This window comes from Pseudomonas sp. A34-9 (genome assembly GCF_029543085.1).
In the GTDB taxonomy this organism is placed as follows: Bacteria; Pseudomonadota; Gammaproteobacteria; order Pseudomonadales; family Pseudomonadaceae; genus Aquipseudomonas.
The window spans coordinates 442,398-458,215 of record NZ_CP119967.1 but is presented as its reverse complement, the minus strand read 5'-3'; the positions used below and the strand labels follow the sequence as shown (position 1 = coordinate 458,215).

Here is a 15,818-nt window from a genome sequence, read left to right as displayed (position 1 = left end):
AATGTCGCGCATTCTCTTTTGGTGACAGCGATATGACTGATCAGCGCAAAGGCAGCGATGCCGAACCCACCACTCACTTCGGCTTCAAAAACGTTCCGGAAAGCCAGAAAGCGGAAAAAGTCGCTGAGGTTTTCCACTCGGTAGCCGCCAAGTACGACCTGATGAACGACCTTCTGTCGGGCGGCATGCATCGTCTGTGGAAGCGATTCGCGATCGAACTGTCCGGCGTGCGCGCTGGTAACCGCGTGCTGGACATCGCCGGCGGCACCGGTGACCTGACCAAGAAATTCTCGCATCTGGTCGGCCCTACCGGTCAGGTTGTGTTGGCCGACATCAACGAATCGATGCTCAAGGTTGGCCGTGACCGCCTGCTCGATCTGGGTGTCGCCGGCAACGTCGAATTCGTTCAGGCGGACGCCGAAAAACTGCCGTTCCCGGACAACCATTTCGACTGCGTGACCATCGCTTTCGGCCTGCGCAACGTGACGCACAAGGAAGACGCCCTGCGTTCGATGCTGCGCGTGCTCAAGCCGGGCGGTCGGCTGCTGGTGCTGGAATTCTCCAAGCCGACCAACGCGCTGATGTCGAAAGCCTACGACGCTTATTCGTTCGCCTTCATGCCACTGATGGGCAAGCTGATCACCAATGACTCGGAAAGCTATCGCTACCTGGCCGAATCGATCCGCATGCACCCGAATCAGGAAACCCTGAAGTCGATGATGGTCGACGCCGGTTTCGACCGCGTGACCTATCACAACATGACCGCAGGCATCGTCGCCCTGCACCGTGGCATCAAGCCCTGATGTTGCTCACCGGGCTGCTCGCCAGCGTTGAACTCGGCCTCAACCGGGTGCTGCGTCTCGACAGCACGGCGCTGCCGCGACTGGCGCATTTGACCGGCAAGGTGATTGCCGTCGACTGCCGCAGCCCGGCGCTGCAACTGTTCATTTTGCCGAGCGACGAAGGCTTGATGCTGGCCTCGCACTGGGAAACTGGCGTCGACTGCACCCTGCGTGCGCCGGCCTCCAGCCTGGTCAAACTGGCCGTGAGCAAAGACAAGACCGCGGTGTTGCACGCCCCGGAAGTCGAACTCGATGGCGACAGCGGTGTGTTGCTGGAGCTGGCCGGTGTGCTGCAAGACCTTGAGCTGGACTGGGAGTACGAACTCTCGCGCTGGCTCGGCCCGGTCGCCACGCAATTGATCGGTGGCCACCTGCGCAGCCGCGCACGCTGGTATCAACAAGGATTTGCCAGCCTCAACCAGAATCTCGCCGAATACCTCGCCGAAGAATCGCGCACCCTCGTCGGGCAGCGCGAAGCCGAAGCGCGGTTCAGCGAACTGGACCGGATCAAACTTGATCTGGAACGTCTCGAGGCGCGTTTCGAGCGCCTTTCCCGATCCCTCGACCCAAGCGATAACGCATGAAGCTGCTTGCCGTCCGCCGTCTGTTGCGCATCCAGCGCGTCGTGATCCGCTACCGCCTCGATGACCTGCTGTTCGATCTGCCGTTGCCGTGGTTCCTCCTGGCGCTGCGTTATGTGCTGCCGTGGCGCTGGTTCCCGCGCAAGCCGCTGGACCTGAGCCGGGGCGCACGTTTGCGCCTGGCGTTGCAGGATCTGGGGCCGATTTTCATCAAGTTCGGGCAAATACTTTCGACCCGCCGCGACCTGTTGCCGGAAGACATCGCCGATGAGCTGATGCACCTGCAAGATCGCGTGCCGCCGTTCGATTCGCAGCTGTCGGTCAAGTTGATCGAAGAACAGCTGGGCAAGAAGATCAGCGATGTATTCAGCCGCTTCGACGTCGAACCGCTGGCCTCGGCTTCGGTGGCGCAGGTGCATGCCGCGCAGCTGAAAACCGGCGAAGAAGTGGTGGTCAAGGTCATTCGCCCGGGCCTGAAGCCGATCATCGCGCAGGATCTGGCGTGGCTGTTCATCCTTGCCCGCGCTGCCGAGAAAGTGTCTGCCGACGCGCGTCTGCTGCACCCGGTCGACGTGGTCCAGGACTACGAAAAAACCATCTACGACGAACTCGACCTGCTGCGCGAGGCGGCCAACGCCAGCCAGTTGAAGCGCAACTTCGAAGGTTCGCCGCTGCTCTACGTGCCGCAGGTTTATTGGGATTGGTGCCGGCCGAAAGTGCTGGTGATGGAGCGCATCTACGGCATTCAGGTCACCGACCTGGCGACCCTCGCCGATCAGCGCACCGACATGAAAATGCTCGCCGAACGTGGCGTGGAGATCTTCTTCACTCAAGTATTCCGCGACAGCTTTTTCCACGCCGACATGCACCCGGGAAACATCTTCGTCAGCACCGTCAACCCGTGGAGCCCGCAGTACATCGCGATCGACTGCGGCATCGTCGGCAGCCTGACCCCGGAAGACCAGGATTATCTGGCACGCAACCTGTTCGCCTTCTTCAAGCGTGACTACCGTCGCGTGGCGCAGTTGCACATCGATTCGGGCTGGGTGCCGGCAGAAACCAAGCTCAACGAATTCGAAGCGGCGATCCGTACAGTGTGCGAGCCGATCTTCGAAAAACCGTTAAAAGATATTTCATTTGGCCAAGTGCTGATGCGCCTGTTCCAGACCGCACGGCGTTTCAACATGGAAGTGCAGCCGCAGCTCGTGCTGCTGCAAAAAACCCTGTTGAACATCGAAGGCCTCGGCCGCCAGTTGTACCCGGACCTCGATCTGTGGAACACCGCGCAGCCGTTCCTCGAACGCTGGATGCGCGAGCGCGTCAGCCCGAAAGCCTTGCTCGGCAACGTGCAGAGCCAGTTCGAACAGCTGCCGCATCTGGCCAACATGGCCCGTGATCTGCTCGAACGCATGTCCCAGCCGCACGCCTATGACCCGCCGCCACCGTGGCACAAACGCAAGGACGACTGGTTCCTGCGCCTGCTCGGTTGCGCGCATCTGGCCGGCGGGGTGATCCTCGCCATCGGTGGCCCGCTGAATGAACTGGGGCATTGGCCGGCCGGAATCATGGTGGCCGTGGGCTTGTATCTGGTCGTTCGCCGATAGCCAGTTTCGTGATCGGCTGGCACACTGTTTCAATGCCTGAACCCGACTATTGAAGTGTGGGGTTCGCTGTCGGAGTCGAAGATGAAAAACTGGCTGGACGAGATCAAGTGGGACGCTGACGGCCTGGTGCCGGCGATTGCCCAGGATCACAAGACCGGACGCGTACTGATGATGGCCTGGATGAACCGCGAAGCGCTCGAACTGGCCGCCGCGGAAAACCGTGCAATCTACTGGTCACGTTCCCGTGGCAAGCTGTGGCGCAAGGGCGAAGAGTCCGGCCATGTGCAGACCTTGCATGAAATGCGTCTGGACTGTGACGCCGACGTGATCATCCTGATGGTTGAACAGATCGGCGACATCGCTTGCCATACCGGCCGTCAAAGCTGCTTTTACCGTGTCTTCGAAAACGGCGACTGGAAGACAGTCGATCCGGTTCTGAAAGATCCGCACGCTATCTATTGCGCAGGACACAAACATGAGTGACACCCTGACTCGTCTGGCCGAAGTGCTCGAAGAGCGCAAAGGCGCAGCGGCCGACAGCTCATATGTAGCTAGTCTGTATCACAAGGGCCTGAACAAGATTCTGGAGAAAGTCGGCGAAGAGTCGGTCGAAACCATTATTGCCGCCAAGGACGCCGCCATCAGTGGCGACTGCAGTGACGTGATCTACGAGACCGCCGACCTGTGGTTCCACAGCATGGTCATGCTCGCCCAACTGGGGCAGCATCCACAGGCTGTGCTGGATGAACTGGATCGCCGCTTCGGCCTGTCCGGACACGTCGAGAAAGCCTCGCGTCCGTCCGCCTGAACAATTTTTAGAGAGGAACAGCAACATGGGCATTTTTGACTGGAAACACTGGATCGTCATTCTGGTAGTCGTGGTGTTGGTGTTCGGCACCAAAAAACTGAAAAACCTCGGCACCGACGTTGGCGAGTCGATCAAGGGCTTCCGCAAAGCCATGAACGACGATGAAAAACCAGCCGCTGATCCAACCGTGACGCCTGCGCAACCGGTGCCACCGGTACAGCCGCAAGCCACCGCTCAGGCCAACCCGCCGCACACCATCGACGTGCAGGCGCAGAAAGTCGAAGAGCCGATCCGCAAAGACGTGTGAGCACAGACTAATGTTTGGTATCAGCTTCTCTGAACTGCTGCTCGTCGGCCTCGTCGCCCTGCTGGTGCTGGGCCCCGAGCGTCTGCCGGGCGCTGCGCGCACCGCTGGCCTGTGGGTCGGACGGCTGAAGCGCAGCTTCAACGCGATCAAACAGGAAGTTGAACGTGAAATCGGTGCCGACGAGATCCGTCGGCAACTGCACAACGAGCACATTCTGTCGCTGGAGCAAGAGGCGCGGAAGATTTTCAATCCGGTTCAGCAAGAGCCGACGCCGGTTGAAGTTGAACATGTCGGACAGCAGACGATTCACGCGCCAGCTGCACCTGCTCCAACACCAGCACCAGCACCTGCTGCCGTTGTAGCGCCGACAGAACCGACGCCCGTTGCCGCAGAAGCTTCGGTTGAACACGTTGCGCCAAACGCCGCGCCGATCACACCTGCGCCTCACGATCCTACACTGCCGCCGCGAGCCCCATGAGCGATCTCCCCGAAAACGACCAGCACATGCCGCTGGTTTCGCACCTCACCGAGCTGCGCACCCGCCTGCTGCGTTGTGTGGCGGCGATCTTCATCATCTTCGCCGGGCTGTTTGCGTTCACCCAGCAGATCTACACCTTCGTCTCGACGCCGCTGCGCCAGTACCTGCCGGTCGGCGCGACGATGATCGCCACCGACGTGTCATCGCCGTTCCTGACGCCGCTGAAGCTGACGATGATGGTCTCGCTGTTTCTCGCAATCCCGGTGATCCTGCATCAGATCTGGGGTTTTATCGCGCCGGGCCTGTACAAGCATGAAAAGCGCATTGCGGTGCCGTTGCTGGTTTCCAGCATCCTGTTGTTCTACACCGGCATGGCGTTCGCCTATTACTTCGTGTTCCCGCTGATCTTCAAATTCTTCGCCGCTGCCACCCCGGCCGGCGTGGAAATGATGACCGACATCGCCAGTTACCTCGATTTCGTCATGACGCTGTTCTTCGCCTTCGGCGTGGCGTTTGAGATCCCGGTGGCCGTGGTGCTGCTGGTGTGGATCGGCGTGGTCGACGTCAAATACCTGAAGAAGATCCGCCCGTACGTGATCATCGGCTGCTTCGTGGTCGGCATGATCCTGACGCCGCCGGACATTTTCTCGCAGACGCTGCTGGCCGTGCCGATGTGGATGTTGTTTGAAATCGGCATCCTGTTCGGTGGCCTGATCAGCAAACGCGAAAGTCCGGACGAAACCGCCGACGATCACAACGACCAGCCGCCAGCGACCCAGGCATGAACCTGCTGTTGCTCGAAGAGGCCGATTTCATTGCGGCCGACCGCGTAGTCCTGCGTGATAGACGCCTGACCCACATGCAGGAGGTTCACCGCTCGGAAGTCGGTGACAGCCTGCGCGTCGGGCGCATCAACGGGTTGATGGGTTCGGCTGAGTTGCTGCGTCTGGAGGCGGGTGAGGCTGAACTGCGCGTCACTCTCGACAAGCCACCGCCGGCAAAATTGCCACTGACGTTGTTGCTGGCCCTGCCGCGCCCGAAGATGCTGCGGCGGGTATTTCAGACCGTGGCGACCATGGGCGTGTCGAAGGTGATTCTGGTCAACAGCTATCGGGTCGAGAAGAGCTTCTGGCAGACGCCGTTTCTGGAGCCTGAGGCGATTCGCGAGAATTTGATCCTCGGCCTCGAACAGGCCCGCGACACCGTGCTGCCGGAAATCATCATCGAGAAGCGCTTCAAGCCGTTTGTTGAAGACCGGCTGCCGGCGATTACCGACGGCACCCTCGGCCTCGTTGGACATCCCGGCAACTATCCGCCCTGCCCCCGCGCATTGAGCGAACCGGTGACCCTGGCCATCGGCCCGGAAGGCGGCTGGATCCCCTACGAAATCGACCTGCTGGCCAAGTCCGGCCTGCAACCGGTGCAACTCGGCGAACGCATCCTGCGCGTCGAAACCGCCGTCACCGCCCTGCTCGCCCGCCTCTTCTAAGTTCAACATAAATCCCCTGTAGGAGCTGCCGCAGGCTCGGGCCGCGATCGGACGATCTTTTGACTTTGCTTCTAAAAAACAACATCAAAAGATCGCAGCCTGCGGCAGCTCCTACATTGATCCGTGCGGGGCCGGCGGATAAATGGTGTTACAGATTGCCATCAACCGGCCGATACAGTCCCCATAAGTCCAATTAGTGGTCCGAGGGGAGTCGTCGCATGTACCGTTGGTTAGCCGAGAATCTTGGGAACGTCAGCGTCAAACGCAAGCTGGGAATCGGTTTCGGCCTGGTGCTGTTGCTGACGCTGTTGATCACCTTCACCGGCTGGACCGGCATGAGCGGCATTATCAGCCGTGGTGACAAGCTCGGTTTTATCTCCAGCCTAAATGAACTGACCAAGGACTTGCGCCTGGCGCGCCTGGACTACGAAGCGCGCCGTGGCGAACAAGGCCCAGGCACCGTCACCGATCTGCTAGGCAAACTCGACAGCGGCCTGCAAACCGCTCGCAGCCTGATTGAACAGCCGTCCGACGCGGCCATGGTCGATCAACAACTGGCCGCCGTCGCCGAATACAAGCGCGCTTTTGCCGACATGACCCAAGCTACCGTGCAGCGTGAAGACGCCCGCAGCAAGCTCGGTGCCAGTGCCGACAATGCCGTGGCGAAAGTCGCGGAAGTGGAAAAATCCATGCTGGCGGGTGACAGCGTCGCGCAATTCAACAGCGTGATCGAGCTGAGCAAACTGCTGCAGCAAGCCCGCTACCAAGTGCGCGGCTACACCTACAGCGGTAAGGCCGAAGCCGAGCAACCGGCGCTCGACGCCATCGACAATGCCCTGAAAAACCTCGACAGCCTGCCGGCAAAACTGCCGGAACAGCACATCGCCAACCTGCAACAGGCAACCGACTCGATCAAGGCCTATCGCGCGGCAGTTGCGCAGTTCCGCGACTCGCAGGTCAACAACGCCAAGGCCGCCGCGCGCATGTCGACTCAGGGCGACATCCTCATTGATGTCAGCAAGAAACTCACTGAATCGCAAACCGTGGTGCGCGACACCGATGCCGCTCACGCCAAGAACATGCTGATCATCGCCACTCTGCTGGCCGTAGCGTTCGGTCTGCTGGCCGCTTGGGCGATCACCCGGCAGATCATCATCCCGCTGAACCAGACCCTGAAAGTCGCCGAGCGCGTGGCTGCTGGCGACCTGACGCACAACCTCGTGTCCCTGCGTCGTGACGAACTCGGCCAACTGCAACGCTCGATGCAAAGCATGACCCAAGGCCTGCGTGAACTGGTGGGCGGGATCAGCGATGGTGTCACCCAGATCGCCAGCGCTGCCGAAGAACTCTCGGCGGTGACCGAGCAGACCAGTGCGGGGGTCAACAATCAGAAAATCGAGACCGATCAGGTCGCCACCGCCATGAACGAAATGGCCGCCACCGTGCAGGAAGTCGCGCGTAACGCCGAGGAAGCTTCCGAAGCCGCCGTTGCCGCTGACCAACAGGCCCGCGAAGGCGACAAAGTGGTGGGCGAAGCGATCGCGCAGATCGAGCGTCTGGCCCTTGAAGTCGGCCACTCCACCGAGGCCATGGGCGAACTGAAGCGTGAAAGCGACAAGATCGGCAGCGTCCTCGACGTGATCAAGTCGGTAGCCCAGCAAACCAACCTGCTGGCCCTCAACGCGGCCATCGAAGCGGCGCGTGCCGGTGAGGCCGGGCGTGGTTTTGCCGTGGTTGCCGATGAGGTGCGCAGCCTCGCGCAGCGTACGCAGAAGTCCACCGAAGAGATCGAAGAGCTGATCGTCGGCCTGCAAAACGGCACCCAGCAAGTGGCAACGATCATGGACAACAGCCGCACCCTGACCGACAGCAGCGTCGAGCTGACCCGTCGTGCCGGCGGTTCGCTGGAAAGCATTACGCGCACCGTGTCGGCGATTCAGGCGATGAACCAGCAGATAGCCGCGGCGGCCGAGCAGCAGAGCGCGGTGGCTGAAGAGATCAACCGTAGCGTGCTGAATGTGCGCGATGTGTCGGATCAGACATCGGCGGCGAGTGAAGAGACCGCGGCGTCCAGCGTTGAGCTGGCGCGGCTGGGCACGCATCTGCAGATGCTGGTCGGCCGGTTCAAGGTCTAAGTAGCAGGATTGATCGTTCCCACGCTCCGCGTGGGAATGCATCTTGCGACGCTCCGCGTCGCGCATGCAAAGGGACGCGGAGCGTCCCGGGCGGCATTCCCAAGCGGAGCGTGGGAACGATCAGGTACTACAACACCTGACGCAGGAAGGCTTGGGCACGCGGATCTTTCGGCGCATCAAAGAACTCTGCCGGCGCCGCATCTTCGAGCAATTTGCCGTGATCGAAGAACAACACCCGATCCGCCACTTCCCGGGCAAAGCCCATCTCATGAGTCACGCAAACCATGGTCATGCCTTCCACGGCCAGGTTTTTCATCACGTCCAGCACCTCACCGACCATCTCCGGGTCAAGCGCCGAGGTGGGCTCATCGAACAACATGACCTTCGGCTCCATCGCCAGCGCCCGGGCAATTGCCACGCGCTGTTGCTGACCGCCGGACAGGCGTGACGGAAACTCATTGGCCTTCTGCGCAATACCGACCTTCTGCAGCAACTCCATCGCCTTCGCCTCGCGCTCTTTCTTGCCGCGCTTGCGCACGACTTTCTGCGCCAGACAGAGGTTTTCCAGCACGGTCATGTGCGGGAACAGGTTGAAGTGCTGAAAGACCATGCCGACTTCGCGGCGGTAGGCGTTTACGTCGGTTTTCGGGTCGGCCAGTTGCAGGCCATCGATGCTCACCGAGCCGGAATCGAATTCTTCCAGGCCATTGAGGCAGCGCAGGAAGGTCGACTTACCGGAACCGGACGGGCCGATGACCACCAGCACTTCGCCCTTGGCGACGGTGGTGCTGACGTTATCCACCGCGCGTACCACCTGGCCACGGGTATCGAAGACTTTTACCAGATCGCGGACTTCAATCACTTTGCGCGAGCCTCCGCTCAAGCCGGCTGGCGATTTTCGACAGCGGCAGGTTGATCAACAGGTACAGGCCGGCAACGCAGAACAGAATTTCGAACGGCGAAAACGAGGTGGTGATGACTTCACGACCGCTTTTGAGCAGCTCGGTAATCGCAATCACCGACACCAGCGAGGTGTCCTTGACCAGACTGATGAACTGCCCGGCCAGCGGCGGCAGCACGCGTTTCAGCGCTTGCGGCAACACCACGTGACGCATCGACTGACCCGCGCTCAAGCCGAGCGAGCGCGCCGCCTCGTTCTGGCCACGGGCAATCGATTGCACGCCGGAACGGATGATCTCGGCCACGTAGGCGCCGGTGAACAGCGACAGTGCGGCGATCCCGGCGAACTCGCGGGACAGGTTCATCACCGTGCCGATGAAGAAGTAGAAAATGAAAATCTGCACCAGCAGCGGCGTGCCGCGTACCAGTTCGACGTAGATCGTCGAGAGATCACGCAGGGTCGGGTTGTTGGAAAGACGACACAGACCGGTGACCAGACCGATCAACAGACCGAGCACACCAGAGACCACTGACAGCCAAAGCGTCGTCCACAGCCCCCACAACAGCGGCCCTGCCGCCCAATGCCGAGTGACGCCCACGACATCGCCTTCGGCCACATCGTCGCCCTGAGCGAATTGCAGGCTGTTTTCGTCGACCGTCAGCTGCTGCTCGTCACCGGCGTCATTGCGCAGGGTGACTTGCGCGCTGCCGCCCTTGCGCACCAGCTCAGTGACGGTGGAAATGTCGGTGGCACGCTGGGTTTCTTCGGCCTGATAGGCGAAGTATTGCGGCACACGGTTCCAGCGCCATTCGTAGGACATCAGCGACGTCGCGTAATACAACGCGCCCGCCAGGCCGACCAGCACCAGCACGGTGAGGACGTGCCAGGGCCATTGGGCTTTTTTCTGTTTCATTGCAGGTTCCGGATTTTGTGTTGCTCTGGAGGGCCCCTTCGCGAGCAAGCTCGCTCCCACATTGGAATGCATTCCTCTGTGGGAGCGAGCTTGCTCGCGAAGGGGCGACTCGGTCTATCTGACCGGGCTTATTCCATGTCCTTGAGCCACTCGGTGCTCTTGAACCACTTGTCATGGATGCGATCGTAGGTGCCGTCTTCGTGGATCTGGTGCAGGAAGTTGTTGATGAAGTTGATGCTGTCGTAATCACCCTTCTTCAGACCAAACGCCAGTGGTTCATAGGTGAACGGCTTGTCGAGGAACACCAGTTTGCCGGCGCCGACCTTGGTCACCGCGACGACGTTGTACGGCGCGTCGTAGATGAAGGCATCAGCCTTGCCGTTGACCACGTCGAGCACCGCTTCCTGCTCGTTGTCGTAGCCGTGGTACTTGGCTTTGGAGATCAGCTTCTTGGCGACCATTTCGCCGGTGGTGCCGAGCTTGGAGGTGATGCGGTAGTCGGCGGTGTTCAGGTCTTTGTAGGACTTGATGGTGCCTTCCAGCTCCTTGCGGATCAGCAGGGTCTGGCCAACCACGATGAACGGTTCGCTGAAGTTCAGGCGCAGGTTGCGCTCCTGAGTCAGGGTCATGCCGCTGCCGATCATGTCGAACTTGTCGGTCATCAGCGCCGGGATGATGCCGTCGTAACCGGTGGAAACCAGTTCCAGCTTGACGCCCATGGCCTTGGACATGGCTTTGAGGATGTCGACTTCGAAACCGATGATTTCGCCACGCTTGTTAGTCATTTCGAACGGCATGTAGGTCGGATCCATGCCGACTTTCAACGTGCCGCGCTTGACCGCGTCATCGATCGCGCCAGCCTGCGCCGCGTTGACCGCAACCAGTGCCGTGACGCCGACCAGCAGCATCGACAGATACTTCTTCATCTTCAAGTCCCCAAAACCATTGCGTGTGCGGCGCGAAAAACCGACAGAAATGGGCAAAAAGCCCGGGCGCGCCAATTCGGGGACGGATGCTAACGCACTCGTTTTTTTGCACAAGGTTTAATGGACGATTTGTTTAACAATCAAGATCGCTCCCCCTCACCCCAGCCCTCTCCCCCAAGGGGGCGAGGGGGAAGGGAGCAGATCGGGGAATGCTCAAAACTCGAGTTCGACTCGATATCTCAGGTCGGCGTAACTCGCACATCCAACTTGGTCAGTCCCCTCTCCCTCTGGGAGAGGGTTAGGGTGAGGGGCTTTTCAGCCGGCAAAAAAAACCCCGCAACATCGCGGGGTTTCTTTATCAGGCCGGCTGAGCCTGCAAAGTCACCGGTTGCAACGGCAGCAACGGCGCATGGGGATCGGCTTTCACCGACGCGCGCCAGGCATCCAGCCACTCGGCGTGACCTTCGGCCCAGACCTGCTCATGCAGACGCGCCAGCGCTACCGGATCGCTCAGCAGTTGCAGGCGATCATGGTTGTTCAGCCCGGCAGGCCCAACCTTGAGCGCATGACGTACACGTTCCTGACGCAACCATTCGATCGGCTCGGCCTGACCGTGACGGGAGGTCGCCAGCGAGCACGCCAAAGCGTTCTGCTGAGGATCAACCACCGCGCGGACGAAGCCGTCGTTCAACGCATGGTAACGATTTTCGTGGGTGTACTGATCGGTCGCCAGCAGCGCCTGCGGCGGATTGTATTCCTCAGGGATGAGGAACAGGCTCTCGTCACGGGACTTCAGGCCCAGACCGACACGGCTGGAGATCACTGACACCGGAATCGACAGCATCAGCGAACCGACGATCGGCACCAGCCACCAGAGGAAACTCGGGTTCAGCCAGATCACCAGCAGCGCCCAGCAGAACCCCAACAGGGTTTGCGGGCCGTGGCGTTTGACCGCTTCGCTCCAGGGCGTCGAGTCGTCGTCACGTTGCGGCGAGTTCCACGTCGCGGCCCAGCCAAGGAACGCGGCCAGTACGAACCGGGTGTGGAAAATCATCCGCACCGGCGCCAGCAGCATGGAGAACAGCATCTCCAGCAGCATCGACAGGGTCACCTTGAACTTGCCGCCGAACTCTTTCGCGCCCTTGGCCCAGATCAGGATGATGCTCAACAGTTTCGGCAGGAACAGCAGCACGATGGTTGTCGAGAACAGCGCGATCGCCTTGTCCGGGTGCCATTGTGGCCACAGCGGATAGAGCTGACGCGGTTCGAGGAAGTACTGCGGCTCCATCAGCGTGTTCACCGCCAGCAGCGCGGTCGACAACACCAGGAAGAAGAACCACAACGGCGCGGACAGGTACGACATCACGCCGGTGAGGAATACCGCACGGTGCACCGGGTGCATGCCCTTGACCAGGAACAGACGGAAGTTCATCAGGTTGCCGTGGCACCAGCGACGGTCACGCTTGAGTTCGTCGAGCAGGTTCGGCGGCAATTCTTCGTAGCTGCCCGGCAGGTCGTAGGCAATCCACACGCCCCAACCGGCACGGCGCATCAGCGCGGCTTCAACGAAGTCGTGAGACAGGATCGCACCGGAGAACGCACCTTTACCCGGCAACGGCGCCAGGGCGCAGTGGTCGATAAAAGGCTTCATGCGGATGATCGCGTTGTGACCCCAGTAGTGGGATTCACCCAACTGCCAGAAGTGCAGGCCGGCGGTAAACAGCGGGCCGTACACGCGGGTCGCAAACTGCTGCATCCGCGCATAAAGGGTGTCCATGCCCGACGCACGCGGCGCGGTCTGGATGATCCCGGCGTCCGGCGTGGCTTCCATCAAGCGCACCAGACTGGTCAGGCACTCGCCGCTCATGACCGAGTCGGCGTCGAGCACGACCATGTACTTGTAGTCACCGCCCCAACGACGGCAGAAGTCGTCGAGGTTGCCGCTCTTGCGCTTCACACGACGGCGACGGCGACGGTAGAAGATCTTGCCGAAACCTTTGGCTTCGCGGCAGACATCCAGCCAGGCCTGTTGCTCGGCGACACAGATATCGGTGTCGTTACTGTCGCTGAGAACGAAGAAATCGAAACGATCCAGATCACCGGTGGCAGCGACCGATTCGAACGTCGCCCGCAGACCGGCGAATACACGCGGTACGTCTTCGTTGCAGATCGGCATCACCAGCGCGGTACGGGCATCTTTGGCAATCGGCTCGTTGCCGGCACTTTTGCCGGAGATACGGTATTTATCGTGACCGGTGAGCAACTCGAGGAAGCCCATCAGCGCCGTCCAGAAACCGGCCGATACCCAGCAGAACAGAATCCCGAACAGAATCAGGATGCTGGTTTGCAGCGCATACGGCAGCACTTGCGTGGCGGTCTGCAGCAGCGGTTGATGCAGGACTTCGTCGAGATCGACGAACGACCAGCCCTGATACGGCATGATGCCTTTCATGTACCAGCCGGCGACAATGGTCTGGCCGAGCATCAGCAGCAACAGAATGTAGCGTCGGATCGAACCGACAGTGCGCCAGCGCGCGGCCGGCAGGACGTTCTCGTCCTTCGGCGGCTGCGGCGGGTTGGTGCGGCCGGTCAGCCGGCGCCAGCCACGCACCAGAATATTGGTGCGCCATGGCTCCGGCACGACTTTGGTCCGACGGATCGGCGGCGTCGCCTTGAGGCTGACGCGACCGCTGGCATCGAGCACCAGCATTTCCGCTTCTTCCAGTTGTTCGGCAGTGCTCAGGATCAGGCGCTTGCCCACCGAGGCCTGGGCGGCCTCGGCAGGTGCGTCAAACGTTGAAGACGACAGGCGTTCATGCAGCTCGCTGAACGACTTGCAGCCCGCGAGTTCCGCGCGCTGCTCGTCGGTCATCGGCAGATGCGCCAGATACTCGGACAGAGTCTCCGGCTGTACTTGAGAGTTACTCATCGGCAGGCAACTGATAGCTCCAGGTCTCGGTCAGGACTTCTTCAGTCGGTGCCGATTCCGGTGTGGCTGGGGCCGCGTCCGCAGCCGCTGGCTGCTTGGCGTCTTTGTTGGCCTTGTCCTTGGCATCTGCGGCTGGCTTGGCGTCGGCCTGTTTGGCCTCGGCGGCCTTGGCTTCCTTGTCGAGTTTCTCTTGTTGCTTGGCGGCAACCTTGTCGGCCTTGGCAACGGACGAGTTGGACGCCGGCACCGATTTCGCCAGATCAGCAGTGACCACAGGCTGAACCAGTGCGGCACGCATCTCGGTCGACTTGCTCGCGTCCTTGATCTTCATCCGCAGGGTCAAGCGCCAGCCTTTGGTTTCCGGGTTGTAACGCACGCTGTTCTCAACCAGCTCGGCGTTGTCGCCGACACTGACCTGACTGCGCACGTCGGCATCCGGCGTCAGCGCGGCCAGCGATGGACCTTCGAAATCGACCAGATAGGCCACGCTGCCGTCCGGCTGACGAATCAGGTTCGATTGCTTGACGTCACCGGTCGAACGCAGGGTCTGCGAAACCCAGGCGCTGTCCGGCGCGTGAATCGCCGCTTCGTCCATGGTCCAGTGCAGGCGGTAGGCGAAGTCCAGCGGCTTGCCTGGTTCCGGCATGGTTTCCGGGCTCCAGAACGCAACGATGTTGTCGTTGGTTTCGTCGGCGGTCGGAATTTCCACCAGATCAACAGTGCCCTTGCCCCACTCGCCCTTCGGCTCGATCCAGGCACTTGGGCGCTTGTCGTAGCGGTCGTCGAGGTCTTCGTAGTGGCTGAAGTCGCGGCCACGTTGCAGCAGACCGAAACCACGCGGGTTTTCGACGCTGAAGTTGCTCACGGCCAGGTGTTTCGGGTTGTTCAGCGGACGCCAGATCCACTCGCCGTTACCAGCATGGATCGACAGACCACTGGAGTCGTGCAGTTCACGACGATAGTTGAGGACTTTCGACGGCTGGTTGGCGCCGAACAGGAACATGCTGGTCAGCGGCGCGATGCCCAGTTTGCCGACCTTGTCACGCAGGAACACCTGCGCCTTGACGTCAACAATGGTGTCGCTGCCCGGACGCAGGATCAGACGGTAGGCACCGGTAGCCCGCGGCGAATCCAGCAGGGCGAAGATCACCAGATGCTTGTCGCCCGGCTTCGGCTGTTGAATCCAGAACTCGCGGAAACGCGGGAATTCTTCGCCCGACGGCAGCGCGGTATCGATCGCCAGACCACGGGCCGACAGGCCGTAGGTGTGGCCCTTGCCGACGACGCGGAAGTAACTCGCGCCGAGCATGGTCATGATTTCGTCTTGCTTGTCAGCCTTGTTGATCGGGTACAGCACACGGAAACCGGCATAACCCAGTTGTTCGGTGGCCTTGGGATCGAATTTCAGATCGCCGAAATCGAAACGGGAAGGATCGTATTTGATCTCTTCGACGGTGTTCGCCGTGATTTCGTTGATTTTCACCGGTGTATCGAAGTGCATACCCTGGTGATAGAAGGACAGCTTGAACGGGGTCTTCTGATCAGCCCACTCAGCCTTTTCGGTGAGGAAGCGGATTTTCTGATAGTCCGCGAACTTCATGTCGCGGAATTCGTTCGGCAGGTTGCTGCGCGGGGCTTCGAATTTCTGCCCGGCCAGCTCTTTGGCCTTGGTCGATACATCGTCAAGATTGAACGCCCAAAGCTGACCGGCGCTGAGCAGGCACAGGAGCGCCGAACCCGCTACCAGGGCACTTCGCATGCGTTTGGCAGACATTTTTGCTGCATTACAGGGACTAACAATCACGAGCAACCCTCGCCGAAAACAGATCAAAAAACCAACGGCCAGCTATCTATATGCCAGGTTGGCGAGCATTGTTCCGACTCCGCCAGGGCAAAATGATTCCC

At 60.6% G+C, this 15,818-nt stretch carries 15 protein-coding genes; 10 read left to right on the top strand and 5 right to left on the bottom strand.

The annotated features are described in order from the left end of the window. Nucleotides 1–32 precede the first annotated feature (32 nt). From ubiE to P3G59_RS01970, 10 genes are all read left to right on the top strand, one after another. Nucleotides 33–803 (top strand): bifunctional demethylmenaquinone methyltransferase/2-methoxy-6-polyprenyl-1,4-benzoquinol methylase UbiE, encoded by a 771-nt coding sequence (gene ubiE / locus P3G59_RS02015; RefSeq protein ID WP_277760249.1) that lies wholly within the window; start codon nucleotides 33–35, stop codon nucleotides 801–803. After that, nucleotides 803–1,426, top strand: a complete 624-nt coding sequence (locus P3G59_RS02010; protein WP_003220855.1) for an SCP2 domain-containing protein — start codon at nucleotides 803–805, stop codon at nucleotides 1,424–1,426. Before ubiE ends, P3G59_RS02010 begins: the two co-directional genes overlap by 1 nt. Beyond that, nucleotides 1,423–3,027: a ubiquinone biosynthesis regulatory protein kinase UbiB gene (ubiB, locus tag P3G59_RS02005; RefSeq protein WP_277760248.1), complete on the top strand. Its 1,605-nt coding sequence runs from the start codon at nucleotides 1,423–1,425 to the stop codon at nucleotides 3,025–3,027. Before P3G59_RS02010 ends, ubiB begins: the two co-directional genes overlap by 4 nt. 81 nt (nucleotides 3,028–3,108) lie before the next feature. Beyond that, nucleotides 3,109–3,510, top strand: a complete 402-nt coding sequence (gene hisI, locus P3G59_RS02000; protein WP_277760247.1) for a phosphoribosyl-AMP cyclohydrolase — start codon at nucleotides 3,109–3,111, stop codon at nucleotides 3,508–3,510. Then, nucleotides 3,503–3,835, top strand: coding sequence for a phosphoribosyl-ATP diphosphatase (locus P3G59_RS01995; RefSeq protein WP_007909355.1), 333 nt, complete (start codon nucleotides 3,503–3,505; stop codon nucleotides 3,833–3,835). Before hisI ends, P3G59_RS01995 begins: the two co-directional genes overlap by 8 nt. Before the next feature lie 25 nt (nucleotides 3,836–3,860). Further along, entirely contained in the window at nucleotides 3,861–4,142 is a 282-nt protein-coding gene (locus tag P3G59_RS01990; RefSeq protein ID WP_003220847.1) for a twin-arginine translocase TatA/TatE family subunit, read from the top strand. A gap of 10 nt (nucleotides 4,143–4,152) precedes the next feature. Further along, nucleotides 4,153–4,620: a Sec-independent protein translocase protein TatB gene (gene tatB / locus P3G59_RS01985; protein ID WP_277760246.1), complete on the top strand. Its 468-nt coding sequence runs from the start codon at nucleotides 4,153–4,155 to the stop codon at nucleotides 4,618–4,620. Further along, nucleotides 4,617–5,405, top strand: a complete 789-nt coding sequence (tatC, locus tag P3G59_RS01980; protein WP_277760245.1) for a twin-arginine translocase subunit TatC — start codon at nucleotides 4,617–4,619, stop codon at nucleotides 5,403–5,405. Before tatB ends, tatC begins: the two co-directional genes overlap by 4 nt. Then, on the top strand, nucleotides 5,402–6,109 hold the full coding sequence (locus P3G59_RS01975) for a 16S rRNA (uracil(1498)-N(3))-methyltransferase (protein ID WP_277760244.1): 708 nt from the start codon (nucleotides 5,402–5,404) through the stop codon (nucleotides 6,107–6,109). The genes tatC and P3G59_RS01975 overlap by 4 nt, the downstream gene beginning before the upstream one ends. A 218-nt stretch (nucleotides 6,110–6,327) precedes the next feature. Next, nucleotides 6,328–8,244 (top strand): methyl-accepting chemotaxis protein, encoded by a 1,917-nt coding sequence (locus P3G59_RS01970; RefSeq protein WP_277760243.1) that lies wholly within the window; start codon nucleotides 6,328–6,330, stop codon nucleotides 8,242–8,244. 127 nt (nucleotides 8,245–8,371) lie between these two features. Here the strand turns inward: P3G59_RS01970 and P3G59_RS01965 are convergent, their stop codons facing one another. From P3G59_RS01965 to P3G59_RS01945, 5 genes are all read right to left on the bottom strand, one after another. Then, nucleotides 8,372–9,106 carry an amino acid ABC transporter ATP-binding protein gene (locus P3G59_RS01965; RefSeq protein WP_095120739.1) on the bottom strand — a complete coding sequence of 245 codons (735 nt, stop codon included), beginning with the start codon at nucleotides 9,104–9,106 and terminating at the stop codon, nucleotides 8,372–8,374. Continuing rightward, entirely contained in the window at nucleotides 9,099–10,058 is a 960-nt protein-coding gene (locus tag P3G59_RS01960; protein WP_277760242.1) for an amino acid ABC transporter permease, read from the bottom strand. Before P3G59_RS01960 ends, P3G59_RS01965 begins: the two co-directional genes overlap by 8 nt. Nucleotides 10,059–10,186: 128 nt before the next feature. Then, nucleotides 10,187–10,984, bottom strand: a complete 798-nt coding sequence (locus P3G59_RS01955) for a transporter substrate-binding domain-containing protein (protein ID WP_007909335.1) — start codon at nucleotides 10,982–10,984, stop codon at nucleotides 10,187–10,189. 358 nt (nucleotides 10,985–11,342) lie between these two features. After that, on the bottom strand, nucleotides 11,343–13,913 hold the full coding sequence (mdoH, locus tag P3G59_RS01950; RefSeq protein ID WP_277760241.1) for a glucans biosynthesis glucosyltransferase MdoH: 2,571 nt from the start codon (nucleotides 13,911–13,913) through the stop codon (nucleotides 11,343–11,345). Beyond that, entirely contained in the window at nucleotides 13,906–15,687 is a 1,782-nt protein-coding gene (locus tag P3G59_RS01945) for a glucan biosynthesis protein G (protein ID WP_277760240.1), read from the bottom strand. The genes mdoH and P3G59_RS01945 overlap by 8 nt, the downstream gene beginning before the upstream one ends. Between the last annotated feature and the right edge of the window lie 131 nt (nucleotides 15,688–15,818).

Coding starts and splice junctions, on each gene's coding strand:
- ubiE (WP_277760249.1), top strand. CDS start 33: ATGACTGATCAGCGCAAAGGCAGCGATGCCGAACCCACCACTCACTTC.
- P3G59_RS02010 (WP_003220855.1), top strand. CDS start 803: ATGTTGCTCACCGGGCTGCTCGCCAGCGTTGAACTCGGCCTCAACCGG.
- ubiB (WP_277760248.1), top strand. CDS start 1,423: ATGAAGCTGCTTGCCGTCCGCCGTCTGTTGCGCATCCAGCGCGTCGTG.
- hisI (WP_277760247.1), top strand. CDS start 3,109: ATGAAAAACTGGCTGGACGAGATCAAGTGGGACGCTGACGGCCTGGTG.
- P3G59_RS01995 (WP_007909355.1), top strand. CDS start 3,503: ATGAGTGACACCCTGACTCGTCTGGCCGAAGTGCTCGAAGAGCGCAAA.
- P3G59_RS01990 (WP_003220847.1), top strand. CDS start 3,861: ATGGGCATTTTTGACTGGAAACACTGGATCGTCATTCTGGTAGTCGTG.
- tatB (WP_277760246.1), top strand. CDS start 4,153: ATGTTTGGTATCAGCTTCTCTGAACTGCTGCTCGTCGGCCTCGTCGCC.
- tatC (WP_277760245.1), top strand. CDS start 4,617: ATGAGCGATCTCCCCGAAAACGACCAGCACATGCCGCTGGTTTCGCAC.
- P3G59_RS01975 (WP_277760244.1), top strand. CDS start 5,402: ATGAACCTGCTGTTGCTCGAAGAGGCCGATTTCATTGCGGCCGACCGC.
- P3G59_RS01970 (WP_277760243.1), top strand. CDS start 6,328: ATGTACCGTTGGTTAGCCGAGAATCTTGGGAACGTCAGCGTCAAACGC.
- P3G59_RS01960 (WP_277760242.1), bottom strand. CDS start 10,058: ATGAAACAGAAAAAAGCCCAATGGCCCTGGCACGTCCTCACCGTGCTG.
- P3G59_RS01955 (WP_007909335.1), bottom strand. CDS start 10,984: ATGAAGAAGTATCTGTCGATGCTGCTGGTCGGCGTCACGGCACTGGTT.
- mdoH (WP_277760241.1), bottom strand. CDS start 13,913: ATGAGTAACTCTCAAGTACAGCCGGAGACTCTGTCCGAGTATCTGGCG.
- P3G59_RS01945 (WP_277760240.1), bottom strand. CDS start 15,687: ATGTCTGCCAAACGCATGCGAAGTGCCCTGGTAGCGGGTTCGGCGCTC.